Origin of the sequence: Pseudomonas inefficax (assembly GCF_032164165.1) — a bacterium.
Taxonomy (GTDB): domain Bacteria; phylum Pseudomonadota; class Gammaproteobacteria; order Pseudomonadales; family Pseudomonadaceae; genus Aquipseudomonas; species Aquipseudomonas inefficax.
Genome location: NZ_CP134401.1, coordinates 2588296 through 2615053, shown reverse-complemented (window position 1 = coordinate 2615053; position 26758 = coordinate 2588296). Strand labels below are relative to the sequence as shown.

General features: G+C 61.1%; 23 protein-coding genes. 12 read left to right on the top strand and 11 right to left on the bottom strand.

What is annotated here, in order from left to right; all coding sequences use genetic code 11:
* The first annotated feature begins 1 nt into the window (after position 1).
* Positions 2 to 1837 carry a glutamine--fructose-6-phosphate transaminase (isomerizing) gene (glmS, locus tag RIN61_RS11705; protein WP_207876985.1) on the top strand — a complete coding sequence of 612 codons (1836 nt, stop codon included), beginning with the start codon at positions 2 to 4 and terminating at the stop codon, positions 1835 to 1837.
* A gap of 125 nt (positions 1838 to 1962) precedes the next feature.
* Here the strand turns inward: glmS and lpdA are convergent, their stop codons facing one another.
* On the bottom strand, positions 1963 to 3363 hold the full coding sequence (gene lpdA, locus RIN61_RS11700; RefSeq protein WP_215520559.1) for a dihydrolipoyl dehydrogenase: 1401 nt from the start codon (positions 3361 to 3363) through the stop codon (positions 1963 to 1965).
* 207 nt (positions 3364 to 3570) lie between these two features.
* On the opposite strand from lpdA, the gene cfaB reads away from it, so the two are divergent.
* On the top strand, positions 3571 to 4755 hold the full coding sequence (gene cfaB / locus RIN61_RS11695) for a C17 cyclopropane fatty acid synthase CfaB (protein WP_313857272.1): 1185 nt from the start codon (positions 3571 to 3573) through the stop codon (positions 4753 to 4755).
* Between the two features lie 123 nt (positions 4756 to 4878).
* On the opposite strand, the gene cls is transcribed toward cfaB, so the two are convergent.
* Complete coding sequence (gene cls, locus RIN61_RS11690) at positions 4879 to 6318, bottom strand: cardiolipin synthase (protein ID WP_112249473.1); 1440 nt, start codon at positions 6316 to 6318, stop codon at positions 4879 to 4881.
* A gap of 131 nt (positions 6319 to 6449) precedes the next feature.
* On the opposite strand from cls, the gene RIN61_RS11685 reads away from it, so the two are divergent.
* Complete coding sequence (locus RIN61_RS11685; RefSeq protein ID WP_207876989.1) at positions 6450 to 6977, top strand: DUF3617 domain-containing protein; 528 nt, start codon at positions 6450 to 6452, stop codon at positions 6975 to 6977.
* On the opposite strand, the gene folE2 is transcribed toward RIN61_RS11685, so the two are convergent.
* On the bottom strand, positions 6961 to 7866 hold the full coding sequence (gene folE2 / locus RIN61_RS11680) for a GTP cyclohydrolase FolE2 (RefSeq protein ID WP_313857269.1): 906 nt from the start codon (positions 7864 to 7866) through the stop codon (positions 6961 to 6963). The two genes, RIN61_RS11685 and folE2, sit on opposite strands and share 17 nt — an antisense overlap.
* A 192-nt stretch (positions 7867 to 8058) precedes the next feature.
* Between folE2 and zigA the strand changes: the two genes are divergently transcribed.
* From zigA to RIN61_RS11665, 3 genes are read left to right on the top strand one after another with little or no spacing between them, the layout of a single operon-like run.
* Positions 8059 to 9267 carry a zinc metallochaperone GTPase ZigA gene (zigA, locus tag RIN61_RS11675; RefSeq protein WP_112249470.1) on the top strand — a complete coding sequence of 403 codons (1209 nt, stop codon included), beginning with the start codon at positions 8059 to 8061 and terminating at the stop codon, positions 9265 to 9267.
* Positions 9264 to 9890 (top strand): DUF1826 domain-containing protein, encoded by a 627-nt coding sequence (locus RIN61_RS11670; protein ID WP_313857267.1) that lies wholly within the window; start codon positions 9264 to 9266, stop codon positions 9888 to 9890. Before zigA ends, RIN61_RS11670 begins: the two co-directional genes overlap by 4 nt.
* A gap of 40 nt (positions 9891 to 9930) precedes the next feature.
* The gene (locus RIN61_RS11665; RefSeq protein ID WP_313857265.1) at positions 9931 to 10902 is read left to right on the top strand and encodes a CobW family GTP-binding protein; all 972 of its coding nucleotides are present in this window, start codon (positions 9931 to 9933) and stop codon (positions 10900 to 10902) included.
* Here RIN61_RS11665 and RIN61_RS11660 read toward each other — a convergent pair whose 3' ends face one another.
* On the bottom strand, positions 10903 to 11295 hold the full coding sequence (locus RIN61_RS11660; protein ID WP_112249467.1) for a DUF3301 domain-containing protein: 393 nt from the start codon (positions 11293 to 11295) through the stop codon (positions 10903 to 10905).
* A 120-nt stretch (positions 11296 to 11415) separates the two neighbouring features.
* Here RIN61_RS11660 and pdxY point away from each other — a divergent pair, with 120 nt between their 5' ends.
* Positions 11416 to 12288 (top strand): pyridoxal kinase PdxY, encoded by an 873-nt coding sequence (pdxY, locus tag RIN61_RS11655; RefSeq protein ID WP_112249466.1) that lies wholly within the window; start codon positions 11416 to 11418, stop codon positions 12286 to 12288.
* On the opposite strand, the gene RIN61_RS11650 is transcribed toward pdxY, so the two are convergent.
* Positions 12285 to 12770: an acyl-CoA thioesterase gene (locus RIN61_RS11650; RefSeq protein ID WP_112249465.1), complete on the bottom strand. Its 486-nt coding sequence runs from the start codon at positions 12768 to 12770 to the stop codon at positions 12285 to 12287. The two genes, pdxY and RIN61_RS11650, sit on opposite strands and share 4 nt — an antisense overlap.
* A 343-nt stretch (positions 12771 to 13113) precedes the next feature.
* Between RIN61_RS11650 and RIN61_RS11645 the strand changes: the two genes are divergently transcribed.
* The gene (locus RIN61_RS11645) at positions 13114 to 14874 is read left to right on the top strand and encodes a cation:proton antiporter (protein ID WP_133969776.1); all 1761 of its coding nucleotides are present in this window, start codon (positions 13114 to 13116) and stop codon (positions 14872 to 14874) included.
* A 141-nt stretch (positions 14875 to 15015) separates the two neighbouring features.
* Here RIN61_RS11645 and RIN61_RS11640 read toward each other — a convergent pair whose 3' ends face one another.
* The 5 genes from RIN61_RS11640 to zwf form a co-directional block, all read right to left on the bottom strand.
* Positions 15016 to 15423 (bottom strand): SMI1/KNR4 family protein, encoded by a 408-nt coding sequence (locus tag RIN61_RS11640; RefSeq protein WP_112249463.1) that lies wholly within the window; start codon positions 15421 to 15423, stop codon positions 15016 to 15018.
* A 114-nt stretch (positions 15424 to 15537) separates the two neighbouring features.
* Entirely contained in the window at positions 15538 to 16392 is an 855-nt protein-coding gene (locus RIN61_RS11635; RefSeq protein ID WP_112249462.1) for a Tim44 domain-containing protein, read from the bottom strand.
* A 293-nt stretch (positions 16393 to 16685) separates the two neighbouring features.
* Complete coding sequence (gene uvrD / locus RIN61_RS11630; RefSeq protein WP_112249461.1) at positions 16686 to 18872, bottom strand: DNA helicase II; 2187 nt, start codon at positions 18870 to 18872, stop codon at positions 16686 to 16688.
* Between the two features lie 130 nt (positions 18873 to 19002).
* The gene (locus RIN61_RS11625) at positions 19003 to 19317 is read right to left on the bottom strand and encodes a hypothetical protein (protein ID WP_112249460.1); all 315 of its coding nucleotides are present in this window, start codon (positions 19315 to 19317) and stop codon (positions 19003 to 19005) included.
* A gap of 88 nt (positions 19318 to 19405) precedes the next feature.
* Positions 19406 to 20848 (bottom strand): glucose-6-phosphate dehydrogenase, encoded by a 1443-nt coding sequence (gene zwf, locus RIN61_RS11620; RefSeq protein ID WP_112249459.1) that lies wholly within the window; start codon positions 20846 to 20848, stop codon positions 19406 to 19408.
* Positions 20849 to 20951: 103 nt separating this feature from the next.
* Between zwf and hexR the strand changes: the two genes are divergently transcribed.
* Both hexR and RIN61_RS11610 read left to right on the top strand, forming a co-directional pair.
* Positions 20952 to 21818 carry a transcriptional regulator HexR gene (hexR, locus tag RIN61_RS11615; RefSeq protein WP_011536461.1) on the top strand — a complete coding sequence of 289 codons (867 nt, stop codon included), beginning with the start codon at positions 20952 to 20954 and terminating at the stop codon, positions 21816 to 21818.
* Between the two features lie 213 nt (positions 21819 to 22031).
* The gene (locus tag RIN61_RS11610) at positions 22032 to 22250 is read left to right on the top strand and encodes a PA3496 family putative envelope integrity protein (protein WP_080563834.1); all 219 of its coding nucleotides are present in this window, start codon (positions 22032 to 22034) and stop codon (positions 22248 to 22250) included.
* Here the strand turns inward: RIN61_RS11610 and RIN61_RS11605 are convergent.
* Positions 22192 to 23154, bottom strand: coding sequence for a LysR family transcriptional regulator (locus RIN61_RS11605; protein WP_313857256.1), 963 nt, complete (start codon positions 23152 to 23154; stop codon positions 22192 to 22194). The two genes, RIN61_RS11610 and RIN61_RS11605, sit on opposite strands and share 59 nt — an antisense overlap.
* A gap of 189 nt (positions 23155 to 23343) precedes the next feature.
* On the opposite strand from RIN61_RS11605, the gene RIN61_RS11600 reads away from it, so the two are divergent.
* Together RIN61_RS11600 and oadA are read left to right on the top strand one after the other, a co-directional pair.
* A complete protein-coding gene (locus RIN61_RS11600; RefSeq protein WP_112249456.1) occupies positions 23344 to 24759 on the top strand; it encodes an acetyl-CoA carboxylase biotin carboxylase subunit in 1416 nt (471 codons plus the stop codon).
* Between the two features lie 11 nt (positions 24760 to 24770).
* Entirely contained in the window at positions 24771 to 26579 is a 1809-nt protein-coding gene (gene oadA / locus RIN61_RS11595; RefSeq protein ID WP_112249455.1) for a sodium-extruding oxaloacetate decarboxylase subunit alpha, read from the top strand.
* Positions 26580 to 26758 lie beyond the last annotated feature (179 nt).

Genomic DNA, 26758 nt, shown 5'->3' with positions numbered 1-26758 from the left:
CATGTGTGGAATCGTTGGTGCCGTCGCCGAACGCAACATCACAGCCATCCTGATCGAAGGCCTCAAGCGTCTTGAGTACCGCGGGTACGACAGCGCCGGCCTGGCCGTCCTGACCCAGAACGGTGAACTGCAGCGCCGCCGCCGTATCGGCAAGGTCAGTGAGCTGGAAGCCGCTGTTGCCGCCGAGCCACTGGCCGGCCAGCTGGGCATCGCCCACACCCGCTGGGCCACCCACGGTGCGCCGACCGAGGGCAACGCCCACCCGCACTTCTCGGGCAATGAAGTGGCCGTGGTGCACAACGGCATCATCGAGAACCACGAAGAACTGCGCGAAGAGCTGAAGGGCCTTGGCTATGTCTTCACTTCGCAAACCGATACCGAAGTCATCGTCCACCTGATCCACCACACCTTGAAGAGCGTTCCGGACCTGACCGATGCCTTGAAGGCTACGGTAAAGCGGCTGCATGGCGCTTATGGCCTGGCTCTGATCAGCACCAAGCAACCTGATCGCCTGGTAGCTGCACGCAGTGGCAGCCCGTTGGTCATTGGCCTTGGCCTGGGCGAGAACTTCCTGGCGTCCGACCAGTTGGCCCTGCGCCAGGTCACCGACCGCTTCATGTACCTGGAAGAAGGCGACATCGCCGAAATCCGCCGCGACCAGGTCGCCATCTGGGACCAGCAAGGCAACAAGGTTCAGCGTGAAACCGTGCAGTACCACGAAGGCGCCGAAGCTGCCGACAAGGGTACCTACCGTCACTTCATGCTCAAGGAAATCCACGAACAGCCAAGCGTAGTGCAGCGCACGCTGGAAGGCCGCCTGGGCAAGGACAACGTGCTGGTCCAGGCCTTCGGCCCGCAGGCTGCTGAACTGTTCGCCAAGGTGCGCAACGTGCAGATCGTTGCCTGCGGTACCAGCTACCACGCCGGCATGGTCGCCCGTTACTGGCTGGAAAGCCTGGCCGGGATCCCGTGCCAGGTCGAAGTGGCCAGCGAATTCCGTTACCGCAAGGTAGTAGTGCAGCCGGACACCCTGTTCGTCTCCATCTCGCAGTCTGGCGAAACCGCCGATACTTTGGCCGCGCTGCGCAACGCCAAGGAACTGGGCTTCCTCGGCAGCCTGGCGATCTGCAACGTCGGTATCAGCTCGCTGGTGCGTGAGTCGGACCTGACCCTGCTGACCCTGGCCGGTCCGGAAATCGGCGTGGCCTCGACCAAAGCTTTCACCACCCAGCTGGTTTCGCTGATGCTGCTGACCCTGGCTCTGGGCCAGGTGCGCGGTACCTTGGAAGCCGGTGTCGAAGCCGAGCTGGTAGAAGAGCTGCGCCGCCTGCCGACCCGCCTGGGCGAAGCCTTGGCCATGGATGCCACTGTCGAGAAAATCGCCGAACTGTTCGCCGACAAGCACCACACCCTGTTCCTCGGCCGTGGTGCGCAGTACCCGGTGGCGATGGAAGGTGCGCTCAAGCTCAAGGAAATCTCCTACATCCACGCCGAAGCCTACCCGGCAGGTGAGCTGAAACACGGCCCACTGGCGTTGGTGGACAACGACATGCCAGTGGTTACTGTGGCGCCGAACAACGAACTGCTGGAGAAGCTTAAGTCCAACCTGCAGGAAGTGCGCGCCCGTGGTGGCGAGCTGGTAGTGTTTGCCGACGAGCAGGCCGGCATGAGCAACGGTGAAGGCACCCATGTGGTCAAGGTGCCGCACATCGCCGACGCCCTGGCGCCGATCCTCTACACCATCCCGCTGCAGCTACTGTCGTACTACGTGGCCGTGCTCAAGGGGACGGATGTGGACCAGCCGCGTAACTTGGCCAAGTCGGTTACGGTCGAGTAAGCCAGAAGCCAGGGGCGCTTTGCGCCCCGTCGCGACACAAGGCCGCTCCTACAGGAGAAAGCAATTTCCTGTAGGAGCGGCCTTGTGTCGCGAAGGGCTGCAAAGCAGCCCCCGGCGATCTCGCATCAGATCTGCATTGCCATCCCGTCCACATTCATAGCTGCCTGGCGCAAGGCCTCGGAGCGGGTCGGGTGGGGGTGGCAGGTGAGGGCGATGTCTTCCGCCGAGGCCGAGAACTCCATGGCCACGCAGAACTCACCAATCATCTCGCTGACGCTCGGGCCGACCAGGTGCACACCCAGCACTTCATCGGTTTCGGCATCGGCGATGACCTTGGCGAAGCCTTCGGTCTCGTGGTTGATCTTGGCGCGGCTGTTGGCTGTGAACGGGAATTTGCCGACTTTATAGGCACGCCCTTCGGCCTTGAGCTGTTCTTCGGTCTTGCCCACAGTGGCAAGCTCCGGGCGGGTATAGATCACGCCAGGGATAAGGTTGTAGTTGACCTCGTGGGGCTTGCCGGCAATGCGTTCGATGCAGGCCACCGCTTCGTCTTCGGCTTTATGCGCAAGCATCGGGCCGGAGGTGACGTCACCAATCACCCAGATACCCGGCACGGAAGTGCGGTGGTGGTCGTTGCCGAGCATGCCGCGCTTGTCGGTCTCCAGGCCCACGCTTTCCAGGTTCAGCCCTTTGGTATAGGGGCGGCGACCGATAGCGACCAGTACGTAGTCGGCCTGCAGCGTTTCTGCGCTGCCGCCGGCGGCCGGCTCCAGGGTCAGGCTCACGCCATCGGCGCTGGCGCTGGCCTGGGTCACCTTGCTGCCCAGCTTGAACACCATGCCTTGCTTGGCCAAGGCCTTCTGCAGGGTCTTGGCGGTTTCTTCGTCAGTGCCCGGGCAGATACGGTCGAGGTATTCGATGACCGTCACTTGGCTGCCCAGGCGGCGCCATACCGAACCCAGTTCGAGGCCGATCACGCCGGCGCCGATTACGACCAGATGCTTGGGCACCTGTGGCAGCGACAGTGCACCAGTCGAGTCGATGATGCGCTGGTTGTCGATGGTCACGCCCGGCAGGGGGGTAGGTTCGGAGCCGGTGGCAATGACGATGTCTTTGGCCTGCAGTGCGGTTTCGCTGCCGTCCTCGGCCTTGACCAAGACCTTGCCGACGCCATCCAGGCGGCCCCAGCCCTTGATCCAGTCGACCTTGTTCTTGCGGAACAGGTACTCGATGCCCTTGGTCAGGCCGGTCACGCTCTCGTCCTTCTGTTTCATCATCTGGGCGAGGTTGAGGTTAGGTTTGACTTCGATACCGAGGTGGGCGAACTCGTCACCGCTGGCGGCTTCGTAAAGCTCGGAAGCATGTAACAACGCCTTGGAGGGCATGCAGCCCACGTTCAGGCAAGTGCCGCCCAAGGTGGAACGGCCTTCAACGCAAGCTACGCTCAGGCCCAGCTGGCCGGCACGGATGGCTGCGTTGTAGCCGCCAGGGCCACCGCCAATGATCACCACGTCATAGGATTTCATGGGTTCAACTCCAGTATGAAGAAGCGCAAGAGGGGCACAAGGTTAAGCTGAGATGCAAAAATTGTATACAATCTGCTGTGTGGATAAGATCAGTTGGTTCTAGACCATGGTCTCGTTTAGAGGAAACATCCCACGAATGAACTACTCTGATCCGGCGACGTTCGAATTATCAGGCGTCGTGGCCAAATACGGACAGGAGGGTCGTTCATGCTTGCGCAACTTCCACCGGCACTGCAGAGCCTGCATCTGCCGCTGCGGCTGAAACTGTGGGACGGTAACCAGTTCGATCTGGGGCCTAGCCCGCAGGTCACCATTCTGGTCAAGGAGCCACAGCTGATCAGCCAGTTGAGCCACCCGAGCATGGACCAGCTGGGCACGGCGTTCGTCGAAGGCAAGCTGGAGCTTGAAGGCGATATTGGTGAAGCCATCCGGGTATGCGACGAGCTGAGCGAAGCACTGCTGACCGATGAGGACGAAACCCCACCGCAGCGGCTTGCCCATGACAAGAGCACCGACGCCGAAGCCATTTCCTACCATTACGATGTATCCAATGCGTTCTATCAGCTATGGCTGGATCAGGACATGGCCTACTCGTGCGCCTACTTCCGCGAGCCGGACAACACATTGGATCAGGCACAACAGGACAAATTCGATCATCTGTGCCGCAAGCTGCGCCTGGACGCAGGTGACTATCTGCTCGACGTTGGCTGCGGCTGGGGCGGGCTGGCGCGTTTCGCTGCTCGCGAGTATGGCGCCAAGGTGTTTGGTATCACCTTGAGCAAGGAGCAGCTCAAGCTCGGCCGCGAGCGGGTGAAGGCAGAGGGGTTGGCCGACAAGGTCGACCTGCAGATTCTCGATTACCGTGACCTGCCTCAGGATGGCCGCTTCGACAAGGTTGTCAGCGTTGGCATGTTCGAGCATGTCGGGCATGCCAACCTGGCACTGTATAGCCAGAAGCTGTTCGGTGCCGTGAGGGAAGGGGGCCTGGTGATGAATCACGGTATCACGGCCAAGCATGTCGATGGTCGCCCGGTCGGGCGTGGTGCTGGCGAGTTCATCGATCGCTACGTGTTTCCTCACGGTGAGCTGCCGCACCTGTCGATGATCAGTGCCAGCATCTGTGAGGCGGGGCTAGAGGTGGTAGACGTGGAAAGCCTGCGTTTGCACTACGCCAAGACCTTGCACCACTGGAGCGAGAACCTGGAGAACCAGCTGCACAAAGCGGCAGCACTGGTGCCCGAGAAGACTTTGCGTATCTGGCGCCTGTACTTGGCCGGGTGTGCTTATGCATTCCAGAAGGGCTGGATCAACCTGCACCAGATTCTGGCCGTGAAGCCCTACGCCGATGGGCATCATGACCTGCCCTGGACGCGTGAAGACCTGTATCGCTGAATTGCGACAAAGCACGCAAGCGCGACACCGAACCTTGTGGGAGCGGGTTTACCCGCGAATGCGTCGGTACAGCCACTGACGTCTTCGCGGGTAAACCCGCTCCCACACGGTCCGCGATACGCATCAGAGAATCGGCGAAATCAGCCGCGCAATCCGCATCCCCAGTTGCTGCAGCCGATGAGTATCGCGGCTGTCCTCCGCAGTAATTTCCCGTGCCTGTTCAAAGTCATTGAGCAGCATGTTCTGGACCTGGTCAGCGAAGCCACGGTCGACCGTCAGCAGGGTGATTTCGAAGTTCAGGCGGAACGAGCGGTTGTCCAGGTTGGCACTACCGATCGCGCTGACATCGTCATCCACCAGCACCACCTTCTGATGCAGGAAGCCCGGTTGGTAGCGGAACATGCGTACCCCCGCACGTACCGCTTCGAAGGCGAAGAGGCTGGAGGCGGCATAGACGATGCGATGGTCTGGGCGCGACGGAATCAGCACTCGCACATCGACCCCACGCAGCACCGCCAAACGCAAAGCGGCGAACACCGCCTCGTCGGGGATGAAATACGGGCTGGTGATCCATACGCGCCGGTTGGCTGAATGGATCGCCTCAAGGAAGAACAATGAGCAGGTTTCCTGTGGGTCTGCCGGGCCGCTGGCCAAGGCTTGGCACAGCACGCCGTTGTCCGGGTAGGTGTCCGGCAGAATCAGCGGTGGTAGCTGGCGCGTGGCCCAATACCAGTCTTCGGCGAACGACTCCTGCAGGCAGGCCAGCACCGGCCCGCTGATCTGCACATGGGTGTCGCGCCAGGGTGAGAGCTGCGGGTGGTCACCGAGGTATTCATCGCCCACGTTGTGCCCGCCGATGAAACCGAGCAGGCCGTCCACCACCACGATCTTGCGGTGGTTGCGGAAGTTCACCTGGAAGCGGTTGAACCAGCCACGACGCGTTGCGAAGGCATGAACCTGTACACCACCGTCGCGCAGCAGCTGGCTGTAGCTGGCCGGCAAGGCATGGCTGCCGACGCGGTCATAAAGCACGAACACCTTCACTCCTTCGGCGGCCTTGCGCAGAAGCAGTTGCTGCAGTGCTTTGCCAAGGCGGTCGTCATGGATGATGAAGAACTGTACCAGCACCACGTCGCGGGCATTCTCAATAGCGGCGAAGATGGCATCGAATGTCGCCTTGCCATCGATCAGCAGCTTCACCTCGTTATTGGCAAGGCAGGGCATGCGCCCGAGCTTGGGCATGGCGCGCAACGCCGCATAGCTTTCCGACTCGCGGGCGGTGAGGGCTTCTTCTACCCAGGGCCGCCAGTTGAGGTTGGCCATGGCCACATGCATTTCCTGGTTGGCCTGGCGTCGGGCCTTGATGTAGGCATAGAACGAGCGTGCGCCGAAGACCAGGTAAGGGATCAAGGTGAGGTAGGGGATGAAGAACAACGGCATGGCCCAGGCGATTGCGCCCTGGGCAGTACGCACGGTGAACAGCGCGTGCAGTGCAGCGACGATACCCAGCAGGTGAATCAGGCCGAGTAGGTAACCGAAGAAGTAGGGGCTGTGGTAGTCCATATGCATCCTGCTGGCCGAGTACACTTGAGTAACAGAACACGTTCCCGGTCCGCGTTGCAACCTGAAGGTGGATTCGGCGTCTAAGGCTCAGCCCGGCCCGCTTGGCCGGTTTTTTCCAGGAGCGTTCGTCCATGAATATTCGTCTGCCACTGTTGGCGTTGGCCCTAGGTGTGAGCAGCCCGCTGGTGCATGCTCAGATGCTACAGCCGGGTTTGTGGGAGCTGACCACCAGCAACATGCAGGTCGATGGCAAGCCGTTACCCGACATGGAGTTCATGCTCGGCCAGTTGAAGAACCTGCCGCCGGAGCAGCGCGCGATGATGGAGGGTGTGCTGGCCAAGCAGGGGGTGACTGTTGGCGGTAAGGGGGTGCGCTCGTGCCTGACGCCAGAACAGGTCGCCACCAACGATATCCCGCTGCAGGACCCGAAGTCAGGATGTACCCAGAAGATCACCGACCGCACCGGTAATGTGTGGAAGTTTCAGTTCAGCTGCCCTAAAGCGCAGGGCAGTGGCCAGGCGACTTTCCTCAGTGACCGGGAATTCACCACCCAGGTCAATGGAACGTTCAACGCCTCGGGTGTACAGCAGCAAGGCAGCATGAACACCCGTGCCGTGTGGTTGGGCAATGACTGCGGTTCGGTCAAGCCGCGCAGCTGACATCCCATTGCCACTGGCTGGTAGCGACAGCGTCGTGGGCATGCAGGCTTTCTGCATGTTCCACGCGCAGCTTGAAGGCCGTGCTCCATTCTATTTGCCGTAGCGCCTTGTGCAGGCGTCGAGCGGCGTCTTCGCAGAACATGAGGTTCTGGCCGTTGGCCAAGGCAAAGGCTTGTTCGTCTGCGCGCTTTACCGCGGTCTGCACCGCTGTCCCCAGGCTAGCTTCTATGCGGTCGATCAGCTCGGTGATTGGCAGAACCTGCAGCTTGCTGTGCAGCCTTACCTGGATTTGGGCGCTACTGCGTTGGCTATGGGGCGTCGCTACGATGCCTTCGGCGCTGCCAAGCCACTGCAGCACTGCAGACGTGTCGACCTGCTCCTCTCTGAAATCTGCCTGGAACTGCTGCTGAATCAGCTGACGTGCAAGTGCAGCCGAGCAGGGGCAGGTCGAGGAATAAGGAACTGAAACGGATAGTTCCACGTGGAACATTTCATTTTCAATCCTTGCATCGACTGCCACGGCATAGCTTTTCCAGCCCTCCAACGGGCTGATCAAAGCAGGCCTTTTAAGCAGATGCTCAAAGCGCAGACGCAGATAGGCTGCGGAAGAAAGGCCTTCATGGCTGCTGAGGAAGTCAGCCAGCAGTTGCCGGATAGTGAGAGGCGTCAGGGGCTGATGCTCCAACGACTCCAGGGCAAGATAAAGCCGCGACATATGGATACCGCGTGAACAGCCATCTACCAGGCTAACGCCAGCATCGACAGTAGCAGCTGCCGTGCGCCCTTCGAACCGCACAGGTTGGGCTATCCCGCACATACCCACCCAGTCCAAAGGTAAGGCGTATTCCTGGGTTTGAGCGGCAATGTCGGGGAGTTTGAGCTGGGTCATCTGGCATTCCATACAAAAAGGGAGATCAGCAGCCACTGCCGATCAAGCTGCAATGCAGGGGAGGATGAACAAGGGCCATTTTCTTCCCGTTAGCTCCTCGTCTGTCACGAACGTCTTGGCGAAATTGTATTGTTACTTTATAACATTGTGCAATGCATCGTTTCGAATGCGCTCGCCTGAAGAGGTTTCGCCATGCCCAACCGTCTCCCTGTCACCGTGCTGTCCGGCTTCCTTGGCGCCGGCAAGAGCACCTTGCTCAACCATGTGCTGCGTAACCGCGAAAACCTGCGGGTTGCGGTTATCGTCAATGACATGAGCGAAATCAACATCGATGCCAGCGAGGTGCAGCGCAACGTCAGCCTCAACCGTGCCGAAGAGAAGCTGGTGGAGATGAGCAATGGCTGCATCTGCTGCACGCTGCGTGAAGACCTGCTTGAGGAAGTGGCGCGTCTGGCCGAGGAAGGGCGTTTCGATTATTTGCTGATCGAGTCCACGGGAATCTCAGAGCCACTGCCTGTGGCCGAGACCTTCACCTTCCGTGACGAACAGGGCCGCAGCCTGTCCGACATGGCACGCCTGGACACCATGGTCACCGTGGTCGATGGCCTGAACTTCCTGCGGGATTACCAGGCAGCAGACAGCCTGGCCAGCCGTGGCGAAACCCTGGGTGAGGAAGACGAGCGCTCGATCAGTGACTTGCTGATCGAACAGGTCGAGTTCGCCGATGTGCTGTTGCTGAGCAAGATCGACCTGATCAGCCAACACGAGCGCGAAGAGCTAATTGCGATTCTGCGCAGCCTGAATGCCCGGGCGCAGATCGTGCCCATGGTCATGGGCCAGGTACCGCTGGAACGCATCCTCGACACCGGCCTGTTCGACTTCGACCAGGCTGCCCAGGCCCCTGGCTGGCTGCAGGAGTTGCGCGGCGAGCACGTGCCGGAAACCGAAGAGTACGGCATTGCCGCCACCACCTGGCAGGCCCGGCGCCCCCTTCATCCACAACGCTTTTTCGATTTTATCCACACGCCCTGGAGCAATGGGCGGCTGCTGCGTTCGAAGGGTTTTTTCTGGCTGGCCAGCAAGTACCAGGAGGCCGGGAGCTGGTCGCAGGCAGGCGGCATGATGCGCCATGGCCTGGCGGGCCGCTGGTGGCGCTTCGTGCCGCGCGAGCAGTGGCCACAGGATGTGGATAACACCGCCGCGATCTTGAAGAACTGGGTTGCCGAGAGTGGTGACTGCCGCCAGGAACTGGTGTTCATAGGGCAGAATATCGACTTCGAAAAATTATCCACAGCACTCGAAGCATGCCTGTTGACCGAGCAGGAAATGGACTTGGGGCCTATGGGCTGGTTGCGCCTGCCGGATCCGTTCGGTCCATGGCATGAGGAGGCCGCAGCATGAACCCCGCACGCAAACCTGTGGATATTTTCCAGGTATTTGGTGAAACACCGCAGGTGCTGACCGAGGTGTTGCAGGATGGCGTGAACCTGGCGGTATGGCGCCGACGTTTGCCGGCGCAGCTTGAGGATTTTGCCGCACTGGTGGTCAACCTCGGCCAGCCCTTGGCAGACCAGCGCGTCATCGATGTGGACGAGCAGCACATGCCGGTATTGACCGAATTATTACGCGAAGCGGCGGACGTGCACGGCTACGAGGCATTCGTGGCGGATGTGACCTGGTTGGTGGCTGCCTATACCTGCCTGGTGGGTGCGCAGCGGGTCGGCTTGCGCCTGCGGGTACTGACAGGCCCCATGTGCCCGCGCTTCCATGTGGATAACGTTCCGCTGCGCCTGCTCACCACTTACGCTGGGCCAGGGAGCGAGTGGCTGAAAGAGGATGCGAGCCCGCGTGGTGACTTACACACAGCGGTACTGCCTGTGGATAACATCCAGCACCTGCAAGCTGGCGATGTGGCTGTGCTCAAAGGGGAGAAGTGGCAGGGCAACGAAGGCGCGGGGCTGGTGCATCGTTCGCCCTCGGGGCAGCAGGGGCGCCTGCTGCTCAGCCTTGACTGGCTGGCCTGACGGCGCATAGTGAGGCATCACCATCGCCCGAAGCCGCCCCATGCTGCAGAACATTCCTACTCACGTGATTGCCGGCCCGCTGGGGGCCGGCAAGACGACCCTGATCCGTCATCTGCTGGCCCAGCGCCCGGCCAATGAGCGCTGGGCTGTATTGATAAACGAATTTGGCCTGGTAGGTCTGGATGCTGCCTTGCTCAGCCGTGACGAAGACGGCATCGCCATCGGCGAGGTCGCAGGTGGATGCCTTTGCTGCGTCAATGGCATGCCGTTTCAGGTGGGCTTGGGCCGACTGCTGCGCAAATCCCGCCCTGACCGGCTGTTCATCGAGCCGTCCGGGCTGGGTCATCCGTTGCAGTTGCTCGCTCAGTTGCAAAAAGCCCCATGGGCTGGAGTGCTGACAATACAACCATTGCTGATGGTTGTGGATGCGCAGTCGATGGTTCGGTGCGAGCAGCTTCCAGAGGCTCAACAGCAGGCCCTCGAGGCTGCTGAAAGCGTCGTATTGAACAAGTCAGAGGCTGTGGATGAAAAACACAAGCTGTTGATAAAAAACAAATTAATTGGGAAAAGACTGTTCTGGACCGTTCAAGGTAAGCTGCCCTTGTCAGAGCTTCCGGCCGTACCCAATGGCATTGTTGACAGCCCGTTTGTGGATAACAGTATTGTCGACAATCCTGGAAATCCAACGGCGACGCTATGGACGGACCCTGGCCAGCCGATCTGTCTTGCCCAGCAGGGAGAAGGGGGTTGGAGCATTGGCTGGCGCTGGCACCCTGGCCAGCAGTTTTATCCACAGCGGCTGCAGGCGTTCTTGCGGGCTTGGCCGTGGCGACGCGCCAAGGGGGTTATCCACAGCGTGGAGGGCTGGCAATCATTCAATGGCCTGAATGGGGACATGCCCGCCTGGCAGCCCAGCGACTGGCGCAGGGATACGCGCATCGAGCTGATTTTCGACCAGCCGCAATCGCAATCCGCGCTGCAGGCCGGGTTGAGCGAATGTCGTATCAGTTGATCAGTTGCGCCAGCGGTTGTGCTCCTGGCGCCACTGCTGCATTTCGATGACATTGTCGGCGCGCGGTGGGGTCTTGATCTCGAACGGGTAGGGCGCAAGTTCGATTTGCACACTGTGGGCGCCGAACTGCGTCACGGTACCGGGGTGGCGCTGTTCGCCCGTGACGGTGAACTCGAAGGCATAGACGCGCGCCAGGCGCTTGCGGCCGTTGGCGTCACGGACAAAGGCGATGCGCTTGAGTGCGACCGCATCGTCGAGCAGTTCGAGGTCGAGCTTGGTGCAATGCTGTTTGACCCGTTCCAGGGCTTTCTCGCGCAACCCGTGGTTGTGCCACAACCAGGCGCCTGCCGTGGCGACCAGCATCAGGACGAAGAGGTTTTCCAGGGTCAACATTTGCATATGCTCCAAACAGGTCGATCCAGCTTAACTGCGTCCCTGGCCTGTCGTACAGGTGGCAATCGAGTTCATACTGCCTTGCGCACAATCACTGAAACAGCTTTGGAAACCTCCCGCATGAAACGTACCCCGCACTTGCTCGCCATCCAGTCCCATGTGGTGTTCGGCCACGCCGGCAACAGTGCCGCGGTATTTCCCATGCAGCGTATCGGGGTCAATGTGTGGCCGCTCAATACCGTGCAGTTCTCCAATCACACACAGTATGGCCAGTGGGCAGGTGAAGTGCTTGCTCCTGCGCAAATTCCTGCGTTGGTGGAAGGCATTTCCAACATCGGCGAGCTGGGCCATTGCGATGCGGTGTTGTCCGGTTACCTGGGGAGTGCCGAACAAGGCCGGGCGATTCTGGCCGGCGTCGAGCGGATCAAGGCAGTGAACCCAAAGGCTTTGTACCTGTGCGACCCAGTCATGGGGCACCCTGAGAAGGGTTGCATCGTGCCTGCGGAAGTCAGTGAATTCCTGCTCGACGAGGCGGCCGCCAGGGCTGACATCCTGTGCCCCAACCAGCTGGAGCTGGACAGCTTCTGTGGCCGCCGGGCGCAGTCGTTGGAGGACTGCGTGAACATGGCGCGCAGCCTGTTGCAGCGAGGGCCGCAGGTGGTGCTGGTCAAGCACCTGGCCTACCCCGGGCGCGCCGAGGACCAGTTCGAGATGCTGCTGGTGACCGCCGAGCACAGCTGGCACCTGCGTCGCCCGCTATTGGCGTTTCCGCGGCAGCCGGTGGGGGTGGGGGACCTGACCTCAGGCCTGTTCCTGGCTCGCGTCCTGCTCGGCGACAGCTGGGTCCAGGCGTTCGAATTCACCGCTGCGGCCGTACACGAAGTGCTGCTGGAAACTCAGGTATGCGCCAGCTATGAACTGCAGTTGGTGCGGGCCCAGGACCGCATCGCGCACCCAAGGGTGCGCTTCGAGGCACAGCTTCTGGCGCTTTAAATCGAGTCGGTTTTCAGGTCCTGGTAACGCTTTTCCAGCTCCTGGCGGATCTGTCGGCGTTGCTGGCCCTGAAGGAAGCGGCGCTTTTCTTCACTGCTCTGCGGCTGGCGTGGCGGCACCGGCACCGGGCGACGGTTGTCGTCGACCGCGACCATGGTGAAGAAGCAGCTGTTGGAATGACGTACCGAGCGCTCGCGGATGTTTTCGGTCACCACCTTGATGCCCACCTCCATCGAGGTGTTGCCGGTGTAGTTGACCGACGCCAGGAAGGTAACAAGTTCCCCCACGTGCACCGGCTCGCGGAAGATCACCTGATCGACCGACAGGGTGACTACATAGCTGCCGGCATAGCGGCTGGCACACGCATAGGCCACTTCGTCGAGGTACTTGAGCAGGGTGCCGCCATGTACGTTGCCAGAAAAGTTGGCCATGTCCGGGGTCATCAGGACGGTCATGCTCAGCTGGGCGTTTCCAGGTTCCATAGTGTGCTCACGGTGAGGTTGCGCTGAATCGGGCGAACGGGGGGCATTATCTGCAGACACTTGTATTCCCCTCTTTTGAATTTGCCTTCCTGGTACGGGACGTTGGCTGACGCTCCATCGTCACGCCGATCATGCCATCAGCGGCGCTTTTCCAGCCGATCTGTTTCTGCATATTGCACCGCCTATTTGCGGCGGGGTGCGATGTTAACCTGACTACACCCATGCAACATGGGCTTTTCATGCATTCAAAACAGTATGTACTTGCTGCTCGCTCAGGGTTGCCTTGGCAGAGGAGCGGTCTGCCCAGGCATCCAGCAACGGACGAGAAAAGGAGTATCACGCCATGCATGCCATCAGCTTTATCCAGGACCTGGCAGTCATCATGCTGGTCGCCGGCGTGGTCACCGTTCTCTTTCACCGTCTCAAGCAACCTGTGGTGCTGGGCTACATCGTCGCCGGCTTCATCATCGGCCCGCACACCCCACCGTTCGGCCTGATCCACGACGAAGACACCATCAAGATCCTCGCCGAGCTGGGGGTGATCTTCCTGATGTTCTGCCTGGGGCTCGAATTCAGCCTGCGCAAGCTGTTCAAGGTAGGCGCCACGGCGTTCATCGCGGCGTTCCTGGAAATCGTGCTGATGATCTGGATCGGCTTCGAGATCGGCCGCTGGTTCGGCTGGAACACCATGGATTCGCTGTTCCTCGGCGCCATCCTGGCGATTTCTTCGACCACCATCATCGTCAAGGCGCTCAACGACCTGAAGATGAAGAACGAGCGCTTCGCCCAGCTGATCTTTGGCGTACTGATAGTCGAGGACATCCTTGGCATCGGCATCATCGCCCTGCTGTCGGGCATCGCCGTCAGCGGCACGGTCAGCTCGGGCGAGGTGTTCTCCACTGTCGGCAAGCTGTCGCTGTTCATGATCGTCGCGTTGGTCATCGGCATCCTGCTGGTGCCACGCCTGCTGGCCTACGTGGCAAAATTCGAAAGCAACGAGATGTTGCTGATTACCGTATTGGGCCTGTGCTTCGGCTTTTGCCTGCTGGTGGTCAAGCTGGAGTACAGCATGGTGCTCGGTGCCTTCCTGATTGGCGCGATCATGGCCGAATCGCGCCAGTTGCTTAAGATCGAGAGCCTGATCGAACCGGTGCGTGACCTGTTCAGCGCCATTTTCTTCGTCGCCATCGGGCTGATGATCGACCCCCAGGTGCTGATCGACTACGCCTGGCCGATCGTGGTCATTACCCTGGCAGTGGTGTTGGGCAAGATGCTGTCGTGCGGCATGGGCGCGTTCATTGCGGGCAATGACGGGCGTACATCGCTGCGAGTGGGCATGGGGCTTTCGCAGATCGGCGAGTTTTCCTTCATCATCGCCGCGCTGGGCATGACCCTGCAGGTGACCAGCGACTTCCTCTACCCGGTGGCTGTGGCGGTGTCTGCAATCACCACGCTGCTGACACCCTACCTGATCCGTGCCGCCGACCCGCTGTCGCTCAAGCTGGGCAAGGTGGTACCCAGCCGCCTGGCGCGGGTGCTGTCGTTGTATGGCGAATGGTTGCGCAGCATCCAGCCGCAGGGCGAGAGCGCCATGCTCGCGGCGATGATCCGGCGCATCCTGTTGCAGGTTGGGGTGAACCTGGCGCTGGTAATCGCCATCTTCTTCAGTGGTGGCTATTTCGCAGGGCGGATCGGCAACTGGCTCAGCGAGTGGGTCAGCGATGCCAGCCAACAGAAAGCGCTGATATGGGGCGCAGCGTTGTTGCTGTCGTTGCCATTCCTGATTGCTGCCTATCGCAAGCTCAAGGCACTGTCGATGCTACTGGCAGAGATGGGCGTCAAGCCGGAAATGGCCGGGCGGCATACCCAGCGCGTGCGTCGTGTGATTGCCGAGGTGATCCCGCTGTTGTCGCTGCTGGTTATTTTCCTGCTGCTATCGGCGCTGTCGGCGAGCATTCTGCCGACCAGCGAGTTGCTGCTGGTGATTGCCGTGGTGGCTGCGGTAGTGGTGGCCTTGCTGTGGCGCTGGTTTATCCGCGTGCATACGCGCATGCAGATTGCCTTGCTGGAGACGCTGGAGAACAGCCGCGAGAATACGCACTGACTGTGGGAGCGGGCATGCCCGCGAACACCGGCGCGGCTGGGGCCAATCACCGTGCTGGCTTCTTCGCGGGCGCGCCCGCTCCCACAGGTACTGCATGGGTGCTGACCTTTGTGCAGTACAGCATCAAAACAGAGGTTGGAATCAGCTCTCCAGCCAGACATCCCGCGCCCAGTGCCACACCGATTCCCAGCTGTCTTCGCCGACACTTTCCTCTTCGGCATCCCACAGCACCACGGTGCCATCCTCTTCGACGCAGTAGTAGTTGTCGCCGTCCTGACACAATGGAATCAGGTCACGTGGCACGCCGGCATCCCAGGCGTTGGCGGCGACTTCCGGCAGGTAGGTATGCGACTGTGGGTCGGTAACGGTCACCGGCTCCAGTGAACCATACACCACGTCACTGACGGTCAGCAGGAACTCTTTGAACACGAACGGAATGTTGATGAACAGCTCTTCTTCGATCTCGACCAGCTGGTCCTCGTCGGGAAGCTCAAGGGGCACCGGCACTGGCTCGTTGGCTTCACGGAGTTGTTCGATCACTTCTTCCACGGTTCACTTCCTCTGACCTAGATGACAACGCTGCGCGTTATACCCTAGTAGGCCACTCTGGCAAAAGCAAAAACCCCGGGACAGGCCCGGGGTTTTTTGTGCAGCACGCAACGGTTAGCCGTTTTGACGGATACCGGCCACCAGCCAAGGCTGGTTTTCGCCTTGGGCGCGAACCATGTGCCAGCTTTCGCTGAACACTTCGCCCTGGTCGAAGCGCGAGTTCTTCGACATGCCACGGAAGGTCAGGGTGGCATCGGTGCGGTCGGCGCGGTCTTCGACACCGTCCAGCTGCACCTCGAGGTTGTCGATGTAGGTGGACTGGAAGCCATCACCCAGTTCGGCGCGCTCGCGCTTGAGGAACTCCAGCATCTGCGGGGTGACGAACTCGGCGATCTTGTCCATCTCGTTGGCGTCCCAGTGCTGCTGCAGCGCCTGGAAGTGGTTACGGGCAGCAGCCAGGAAGTTCTGCTCGTTGAACCAGGCCGGGGCGTTGATCACCGGGGCGGCTGCGGCGGCAGGTGCGGCCGAACCACCGAAGATCGACGGCTGGGCAGGCTGACCGTGAGCTTCACGCTGCATCGGCGCATGACCTGGCATGGCCATTTGCGGCTGCTGCTGGCGACGGCGCGCGGCGATGAAGCGGAACACCAGGAAGGCGATGAGCGCCACGATCAGGAAGTCCATGATCTGGAAGCCTTCGAAACCGTCACCCATGAACATGGAAGCCAGCAGGCCACCGGCAGCGAGGCCGGCCAGAGGGCCCAACCAGCGCGAAGCACCGCTGGCGGCCGGAGCGGCACGGCCAGGTGCGGTCGGCGCGGCGGCAGGCGTGGTTGGCGTGGCCTGGCGGGTCTGGTGGATAGGCGCGGAGCCCGAGCTCTTGCCGCCGCCAAAACGCTTGGCGTTGGCGTCCAGGCTCAGCGTCAGGCCGACGCAGAGCGCCAGAGCGATGCTAAGAAAACGTTGCATAAGTGGGATATCCCCTGTTGTGGATTGCACGCGCGTCATGGTGCACAGGTTCCCGGGCACATGACCAGCGACATAATGTTTCTAGCTTTTGCCTGAGTGTTACAAACCCGGCTGGACCGGACTTTTTGAATGCTGACCCAATACCTGTGGGAGCGGCCTTGTGTCGCGATAGGGCTGCGAAGCAGCCCTAAGATATCAGCGTCAAAGCCACAATCGTGGGGCCGCTTTGCGGCCCTTTCGCGACACAAGGCCGCTCCCACAAAGGCCGCTCCTACAAGGACCTGCGCAGGCTTTTAGATGGCCTCGAGCTTGGCATACCCCAGCATCAGCCACTTGCTGCCTTCGGCAAAATTCACCTGCACCCGTGCCTGGGCGCCGGAGCCTTCGAAGTTAAGGATCACACCCTCGCCAAACACCGCATGCTGCACACGCTGACCCAGGTTGAACGCGGTCTGCGGAATGCTGGCATTGGCGAACAGGTTGCTGTTCGTCGCCGTCTTGGCCCCGCCGAACGGGCGACTGACGCTGTTGGACAGGCGCACTTCCTGAACCAGGCCCGCCGGAATTTCGCGTACGAAACGTGACACCTTGTTGTAGGTCTCGCTCCCATACAGGCGACGTGTTTCAGCGTAGGTCATGACCAGTTGGCGCATGGCGCGGGTGATGCCCACATAAGCCAGGCGGCGCTCCTCTTCCAGGCGGCCAGGCTCTTCCAGGCTCATCTTGTGCGGGAACAGGCCTTCTTCCATGCCCACCAGGAACACATACGGGAACTCCAGGCCCTTGGCGCTGTGCAAGGTCATCAGCTGGACGCTGTCTTCATGCTCGTCGGCCTGGGCGTCGCCTGCCTCGAGCGAGGCGTGGCCGAGGAACGCCGAGAGTGGCGAGAGGTCGGCGTCTTCTTCGGTGGACTCGAAGTTGCGCGCTGCGCTGACCAGTTCCTCAAGGTTTTCTACCCGTGCCTGGCCCTTTTCACCCTTTTCTTCCTGGTGATAGATGATCAGCCCGGACTGCTCGATGGTGGTCTGGGTCATGGTATGCAGTGGCATGTCCACGACCTTGGCAGCCAACCCCTCGATCAGCTCGATGAACGCACCCAAGGCACTGGCGGCGCGGCCTTTCAGGGCTTTGGCAGCGAGCAGCTGGCACATGGCTTCCCACATCGACAGCTGGCTGTGGCGGGCATGCTCGCGGATGGCTTCGACGGTTTTTTCGCCAATGCCACGTGGCGGCACGTTGATCACCCGTTCCAGGGCAGCATCGTTGCCGCGGCCTTCGATCAGCCGCAGGTAAGCCATGGCGTTCTTGATTTCGGCGCGCTCGAAGAAGCGCTGGCCACCGTAGATGCGGTAGGGGATGCGTTCGCGCAGCAGGGCTTCTTCCAGCACCCGCGACTGGGCGTTGGAACGGTACAGGATGGCGATCTCGCTACGCGCGTTGCCCTGTTTGACCAGGCTTTCGATGGTTTCCACCACGTAGCGCGCTTCGTCGTGCTCGTTGTAGGCCGCATACAGGGTCAACGGTTCGCCTTCGCCCAGGTCGGTCCACAGTTCCTTGCCCAGGCGCCCGCTGTTGTTGGCGATCAGCGCGTTGGCCGCCTTGAGGATGCCGCCGGTGGAGCGGTAGTTCTGCTCCAGGCGGATCATTTCGGCGTCTGGGAAGTCGGCAGTGTACTGGTGAATGTTCTCGATCTTGGCACCGCGCCAGCCGTAGATCGACTGGTCGTCATCGCCCACTGCCATCAGGCTGGCGCCACCGCGTGCCAACAGGCGCAGCCAGGCGTACTGCACGGCGTTGGTATCCTGGAATTCGTCTACCAGCACATGCTGGAAACGCCGCTGATAGTGTTCCAGCAGGCCGGGATGGTCGCGCCACAGGTCAAGGGCGCGCAGCAGCAACTCGGAAAAGTCGATGACCCCGGCGCGCTCGCAGGCCTGTTCGTAGGCGGTATAGACGTCGCGCATGGTCGACAGGAACAGGTCGCCCCCGGCCTGGATATGTTGCGGTCGCAGGCCTTCGTCCTTCTGCCCGTTGATGAACCACTGGGCTTGGCGTGCCGGCCATTTCTGCTCGTCCAGGCCCAGCTCGCGCATCACCCGCTTGATCAGGCGCTGCTGGTCGTCGCTGTCGAGGATCTGGAAGTTCTGCACCAGTCGTGCTTCCTGCCAGTGCGCCCGCAGCAGGCGATGGGCCAGGCCGTGGAAGGTGCCGACCCACATGCCCGCCGGGTTGATGCCCAGCAGTTGCTCGATCCGCTGGCGCATTTCTGCCGCGGCCTTGTTGGTGAAGGTCACCGACAGGATCGAGTGCGGCGATGCCTGCTCCACCTGGATCAGCCAGGCAATGCGGTGCACCAGCACGCGGGTTTTACCGGAACCGGCGCCAGCAAGCACCAGTTGACGCCCGAGCGTGGCCGCTACGGCCTGGCGTTGGGCATCGTTGAGGGAATTCAGCAGGAGGGAGAGGTCGTCTGTGCGCATCGGGCCATTCTAGGGCGCAGCAGGAAATGGGGCAAACTTCTACTGTATGAATATTCACCTGCCGCATGCCCGTTCATCGAGCCGATGGCAGGTGCCAGGCCGCCGTTCAGGCGACCTGGCCGGCAGCGGCTCAGTCAATCGCTTCGATGGTGCGAATTTCGCAGCGCTGAGAACCGTCAGCATGGATGATCTCCACGGTTTTCCAGCCAGTGCCGCCTGCACGTTCGAAAACCACGGTTTTTTCCGTCAGGACCTGCGGGGTGATTGCGCCGCTATCCACCAGCTGAAGCTCCAGCACTTCCCAGCCACCCCTGTGGCGCAGCTTGGGTTCGACCAGCACCGGTTCGATGGCCGGGGTGGCGACCGTAACGGTGCCATGAACCCTGAACACCTGCTTGCCGTGGGCGATGTCATTGACTGCAACGAGGTTGGTAATAATAGCCATTGTCTGTTCCTGTCTCGTGTTGAAAGTAGCGCCAGTGCGCTGGGGCTACTTTCTGCTCTTTCATCTGACACGGGAGCAGGGCAGTGCTTCAGCTATGCCAGTGCCTGCCATGCCTGGCGAGCAAGCTGTTGGCTTGCTCCGGCCCGTTACTGCCTGCCGGGTACGGTCTTGGTGCCTGGAAGTGCTCTTCACAGCCCTTGATGATCGGGTCGATCCAGGCCCAGGCCGCTTCCACTTCGTCGCGGCGCATGAACAACGTCGAGTCGCCCTCAAGCACATCCAGCAACAGCCGCTCGTAGGCGTCCCAGCGGCGGGTCTGGCTGAACACCTGGGCCAGGTTCAGATCCAGGTCCACAGGTTCCAGGCGCATGCCCTTGCCCGGGCTCTTGGTCATCATGCGCAAGCTGATGCGTTCGTCCGGTTGCAGCTGGATCAGCAGCTGGTTGACTTGGCCACCATTGAAAAGCTCGTGGGGCACCGGCTTGAACTGGATGACGATCTGCGATGAGCGGCGTGCCATGCGCTTGCCGGTACGCAGGTAGAAGGGCACGCCCGCCCAGCGCCAGTTGTCGATGTGCGCCTCGATGGCGATGAAGGTTTCGGTGTCGCTGTCGTTGTCGACGTCCTTTTCGAAATAATAGGCCGGCACTTCCTGGCCGCCGATGTGCCCGGCGCCATACTGGCCGCGTACGGTCTTGTCCTGTACGTCCTGACCAGTGATGGGCTTGAGGGCGCGCAGGATCTTCACTTTCTCGTCACGCACCGCTTCGGCCTCGAACTGCGCGGGGGGCTCCATGGCCACCAGGCACAGCAGCTGTAGCAAGTGGTTCTGCAGCATGTCGCGGGTCGCCCCGGCGCGGTCGTAGTAGGCGCCGCGGTTCTCTACCCCCAGGGTCTCGCAAACGCTGATCTGCACGTGGTCGACCTGGCTGTTGCGCCACACTGGCTCCAGCAGGGCGTTGGCAAAACGCAGGGCCATCAGGTTCTGCACGGTTTCCTTGCCCAGGTAGTGGTCGATGCGAAATACCTGGTTTTCCTCAAGCACTGCGCCGATCGCTTCGTTGATGGCGGTAGCCGACTCCAGCGAGTGGCCGATCGGCTTTTCCAGAACGATGCGCGCTTCGGCGTCGGCCAGGCCGGCGTTGTGCAGGTGCTTGGCGATCGGCACGAACAGGTTGGGGGCGGTGGCCAGGTAGAAGATGCGCGTCAAGCCGCCGGGCTCGCCCAGGTAACGCGCCAGGCGGCCGAAATCGGCGCTTTGCGAAGCATCCATGGCGAAATAGTCGACGCGCGCGGAAAAACGCTGCCAGACCTCTTCGTCGAAGTCGTTGCGGGCGATCTGTGCCCGGCAATGGCGTTCGGCGAGCTTGAGATAGTCATTGCGTGGCAAGTTGCGTCGCGCCAGTGCGATGATCCGCACGGCAGGGTCAAGACGGGCCTCGCGAAACAGGTGGTAGAGCGCCGGAAGCAATTTGTGCAGGGCCAGATCGCCGGTGCCGCCGAAGACCAGAATGTCGCAAGGAATAGTCAAACCACCACTCTCCACGTTCGTTTAACTGGGCGGGTTGGCGTCCATGTAGTATAACTACAAGATAGCTACAACCCGGCCAGCCGATCATAACCGAGTCCAGCCTGTGAATCTGTTGCAACATATCGCCCAATCGCGCCACCTGCTGCGCAAATCGGAACTCAAAGTGGCCGACCACGTGCTACTCGACCCGGCTGCCGTCATGCACAGCTCCATGGCCGACCTGGCGCACAGCGTGGGTATCAGCGAACCGACCATCGTGCGTTTCTGCCGTGCGATCGGTTGTTCGGGCTTCCAGGACCTGAAGCTGAAGCTGGCGCAGAGCCTGGCTGCGGGGGCCAGTTTCGGCCAGTTCGCCATTCATGAAGACGACTCGGTCGCCGACTACAGCCTGAAGATCTTCGACACCACGCTGCACACCCTGATGGAAGTGCGCGAGCACCTCGACCCGCAGGCGCTGCAGCAGGCAGTGACCGCCATGGCCCAGGCGCAGCGTGTGGAGTTCTATGGCTTTGGTGCCTCCGGTGCGGTAGCGGCCGATGCCCAGCACAAGTTCTTCCGCCTGCTGCTCAGCGCGGCAGCCTATTCCGACCCGCACATGCAGGCGATGTCGGCGGTGACCCTGAAGCCGGGTGATGTGGCGGTATGCATTTCCCAGTCGGGCCGTTCCAAGGACCTGTTGATTACCGCCAACCTGGTCCGTGAGAGCGGTGCCAACCTGATTACCCTGTGCCCCAGCCAGACACCGCTGGCGGAGCTTTCGACGGTAAACCTGGCAATCGACGTGCATGAAGACACCGAAATCTACACCCCGCTGACCTCGCGTATCGCCCACCTGGTGGTGATTGACGTGCTGGCCATGGGTGTGGCCATGGCGCGCGGGCCGAGCCTGGTCAACCACCTGAAGAGCGTGAAGCGCAGCTTGCGCAGCCTGCGCTTGTCGCCCAAGTCGATCAAGGCTACCGACGACTGATTGTCGTTGCCTGTGCCGGCCCTTTCGCGGGTAAACCCGCTCCCACAGGTACTGCACCGTCCTTGAGGCTGGTGAGCACCTGTGGGAGCGGGTTTACCCGCGAAGAGGTCGGCACAGGTGCTATAAATTTCACTGTTTTGTCACCATTCCACAGCCAAACCGTAAACCGCCAAAGCCAGTCTGAAGTTCCCGCATCTATCTGGGAGACAGGCAATGGCTCGTGACTTCGACGGTACGTACCAACCCAGCGCCAAGGCTCGCAAGCAGCAGGAAAAGGATCAGCGCCGCATGGAATACCGCCGCGCGATCGAGAGCTATTGCGACCAACGTCAACTGCTCCGCGAGCTAGTGGACTACCCGGAGCTGCAAGAGCTCACGGTCTGGCAGGCGTCGGCAGCAGCTTCCCCGAAAAACGCTCAACCAGCGCGCTGATCAACGCACGTTCGCTGCGAATGAACGCCAGGAAAGCCAAGGCCACCGGCGACTGCCGTTTGGCCTTGGACTGCACCACGCACCAGCTGCGGTACAGCGGCAGTTCTTCCACGGGCAGCTCCCTCAACACACCGGTGGCCAGCTCCAGGTTGACCGCATGGCGGGTCAGCATGGCAATGCCCAAGCCGGCGATCACGCACTCTCGCTGGGCGTCTGCCGAAGCCACCTCCAAGGTCTGCGTGAAATGCACGCGCTTGTCCTTGAAGTATTCCTCGCAAGCCTTGCGTGTGCCCGAACCTTGTTCGCGCACCAGCAGGGTATGAGGCTCAAGGTCCTGCAGGCGCAGTTGCTCCAGCTTGCAAAGCGGGTGCTCGGGCGGCGCCACCGCGATGATTGGGTTGTTGAGGAACGGCAGAAAATCCAGGCCCATGTCTTGCGGCACCATGGACATGATGATCAGGTCGTCGCGGTTGTCCGACAAGCGGCGGATGGCTTGGGCGCGATTGACCACGGTCAGGGTCAGGTTGACCTCCGGGTGACGCTGTTTGAAGGCAGCGAACAGGTGTGGCACGAAATACTTGGCGCTGGACTCGATCGCCAGCTTCAACTGCCCCTGCAATGAGCCCTGCATGTCCGACAGCTGCATGTCCAGGCTCTCCAGGCGCCCGAAGATATCGTGGCTGGCGCGTTGCAGGGCCTCGGCAGCTTCGGTCAGGTAGAGCTTCTTGCCCACGTACTCGAACAGCGGTTGGCCGATCAGCTCTTCGAGCTGGCGGATCTGTAGACTAACGGCGGGTTGCGTCAGGGCCATCTCTTCCGCCGCCCGGCTGTACGAACGTAAATCGCATACCTCGTTGAAGATCTGCAATTGACGCAACGTCATACGCATCAAGGACTTACGCATTTTTATCCGCCCTTCGGCAACACCTTGTTACCGCACTATAAGCTTTTGCTAATACAGCCCCTAACAAATATTGATTTTTGTTTATCAACCTACAGCGCTAGGGTGAATGTGCGACTGGCCAGCAACGTCTGGTCACGCGCCGACCGGGAGAACCGGCTCGACTGTTCCTACGGCTTTGGGAAGACTCCAGTGATAAAAAAAATCCTGATCGCCAACCGAGGTGAAATTGCAGTTCGGATCGTGCGCGCCTGCGCCGAGATGGGCATTCGCTCGGTGGCGATCTATTCCGACGCCGACCGCCACGCGTTGCATGTCAAGCGCGCCGACGAAGCCCACAGCATTGGTGCCGAGCCGCTGGCCGGTTACCTGAACCCGCGCAAGCTGGTGAACCTGGCTGTGGAAACCGGTTGTGATGCCCTGCACCCAGGTTATGGTTTCCTGTCGGAAAACGCTGAACTGGCAGAGATCTGCGCCGAGCGCGGGATCAAGTTCATCGGCCCGGCAGCCGAGGTCATTCGCCGCATGGGCGACAAGACCGAAGCGCGTCGCACCATGATCGCCGCCGGCGTACCGGTAACCCCGGGTACCGAAGGCAACGTTGCCGATATTCACGAAGCGCTGAGCGAAGGTGACCGCATCGGTTACCCGGTCATGCTCAAGGCCACCTCTGGTGGTGGCGGCCGTGGTATTCGCCGTTGCAACAGCCGTGAAGAACTGGAACAGAACTTCCCCCGCGTCATCTCCGAGGCTACCAAGGCCTTTGGTTCTGCGGAAGTGTTCCTGGAAAAGTGCATCGTCAATCCCAAGCACATCGAGGCGCAGATCCTCGGTGACAGCTTTGGCAACGTCGTGCACCTGTTCGAGCGCGATTGCTCGATCCAGCGCCGCAACCAGAAGCTCATCGAAATCGCCCCGAGCCCTCAGCTCACCCCCGAGCAGCGCGCCTACATCGGCGACCTGGCGGTGCGTGCGGCCAAGGCAGTGAACTACGAGAACGCCGGTACCGTGGAGTTCCTGCTCGCCGATGGCGAGGTGTACTTCATGGAAATGAACACCCGGGTACAGGTGGAACACACCATCACCGAGGAAATCACCGGTATAGACGTCGTCCGTGAGCAGATTCGCATTGCCTCGGGCCTGCCGCTGTCGGTCAAGCAGGAAGACATCCAGCACCGCGGTTACGCGCTGCAGTTCCGTATCAACGCCGAAGACCCGAAGAACAACTTCTTGCCGAGCTTCGGCAAGATCACCCGCTACTACGCCCCCGGCGGCCCGGGCGTGCGTACCGACACGGCGATCTACACCGGTTACACCATTCCGCCGTTCTACGACTCCATGTGCCTGAAACTGGTGGTGTGGGCGTTGACCTGGGAAGAAGCCATGGACCGCGGCCTGCGGGCCCTGGACGACATGCGCGTGCAAGGGGTGAAGACCACTGCCGCGTACTACCAGGAAATCCTGCGCAATCCGGAATTCCGTAGCGGCCAGTTCAACACCAGCTTCGTCGAAAGCCACCCGGAACTGACCAACTACTCGATCAAGCGCAAACCCGAAGAGCTGGCCCTGGCCATCGCCGCCGCCATCGCCGCCCACGCAGGCCTGTGAGGAACCCAATAATGTCCAAGAAAATTCACGTAACCGACACGATCCTGCGCGACGCCCACCAGTCCCTGCTGGCCACCCGCATGCGTACCGAAGACATGCTGCCGATCTGCGACAAGCTCGACAGGGTCGGCTACTGGTCGCTGGAAGTCTGGGGTGGCGCCACCTTCGACGCCTGCGTGCGCTTCCTCAAGGAAGACCCGTGGGAACGCCTGCGCAAGCTGCGCGCGGCGCTGCCCAACACCCGCCTGCAAATGCTGCTGCGCGGCCAGAACCTGCTGGGCTACCGCCACTACAGCGACGATGTGGTAAAGGCCTTCGTCGCCAAGGCAGCGGTCAACGGTATCGATGTGTTCCGTATCTTCGATGCCATGAACGATGTGCGTAACCTGCGCGTGGCCATTGAAGCGGTCAAGGCTGCCGGCAAGCACGCCCAAGGCACCATCGCCTACACCACCAGCCCGGTACATACCATCGAAGCCTTCGTGAAGCAGGCCAAGCAGATGGAAGCCATGGGTTGCGACTCGGTGGCGATCAAGGACATGGCCGGCCTGCTGACCCCGTTCGCCACCGGTGAACTGGTCAAGGCGCTGAAGGCTGAGCAGTCGCTGCCAGTATTCATCCACTCCCACGACACTGCCGGCCTGGCCGCAATGTGCCAGCTGAAGGCTGTGGAGAACGGCGCCGATCACATCGACACCGCCATCTCCAGCTTCGCCTGGGGCACCAGTCACCCGGGTACCGAGTCGATGGTTGCCGCGCTCAAGGGCAGCGAATTCGATACCGGCCTGGACCTGGAGCTGCTGCAGGAAATCGGTTTGTACTTCTATGCCGTGCGCAAGAAGTACCACCAGTTCGAAAGCGAGTTCACCGCCGTGGACACCCGCGTGCAGGTCAACCAGGTACCGGGCGGCATGATTTCCAACCTGGCCAACCAGCTCAAGGAGCAGGGCGCCCTCAACCGCATGAACGAAGTGCTGGCTGAGATCCCTCGCGTTCGTGAAGACCTCGGCTTCCCGCCGCTGGTGACCCCGACTTCGCAGATCGTCGGTACCCAGGCGTTCTTCAACGTGTTGGCCGGCGAGCGCTACAAGACCATCACCAATGAGGTGAAGCTGTACCTGCAAGGCGGTTACGGCAAGGCCCCGGGCGTGGTCAACGAGCAGCTGCGTCGTCAGGCGATCGGCAGTGAAGAAGTGATCGATGTGCGCCCCGCCGACCTGCTGAAGCCAGAAATGGCCAAGCTGCGTGCCGACATCGGCGCCCTGGCCCGTTGCGAAGAAGACGTGCTGACTTTCGCCATGTTCCCGGACATCGGCCGCAAGTTCCTCGAAGAGCGCGAAGCCGGCACCCTGACCCCGGAAGTCCTGCTGCCAATTCCTGAAGCGGGCGCAGTGGCGTCCCATAGCGGTGAAGGTGTACCGACCGAATTCGTCATCGACGTTCACGGCGAAACCTACCGCGTCGACATCACCGGTGTGGGCGTGAAGGCCGAAGGCAAGCGTCACTTCTACCTGTCGATCGACGGCATGCCGGAAGAAGTGGTGTTCGAGCCGCTCAACGAATTCGTCGGCGGTGGCGGCAGCAAGCGCAAGCAGGCCAGTGCCCCGGGCCATGTCAGCACCACCATGCCAGGCAACATCGTCGATGTGCTGGTCAAGGAAGGCGACATGGTCAAGACCGGCCAGGCCGTGTTGATCACCGAAGCCATGAAGATGGAGACTGAAGTGCAGGCGGGTATCGCCGGCAAGGTCGTGGCCATTCATGTAGCCAAGGGCGACCGTGTGACACCGGGCGAGATCCTGATCGAGATCGAAGGCTGAGATAAGCCCTCATCTACAAGCGGTTAACCTCTGGGGAGCGGATGCTCCCCTTTTTTTGCGTTGAATCTGCCGGCCTCTTCGCGGGCTTGCCCGCTCCCACAGGTACACCACCAGTCTCGAGACCTGTGGAAAACCTGTGGGAGCGGGCAAGCCCGCGAAGAGGCCGGTTGGTCCAGTGC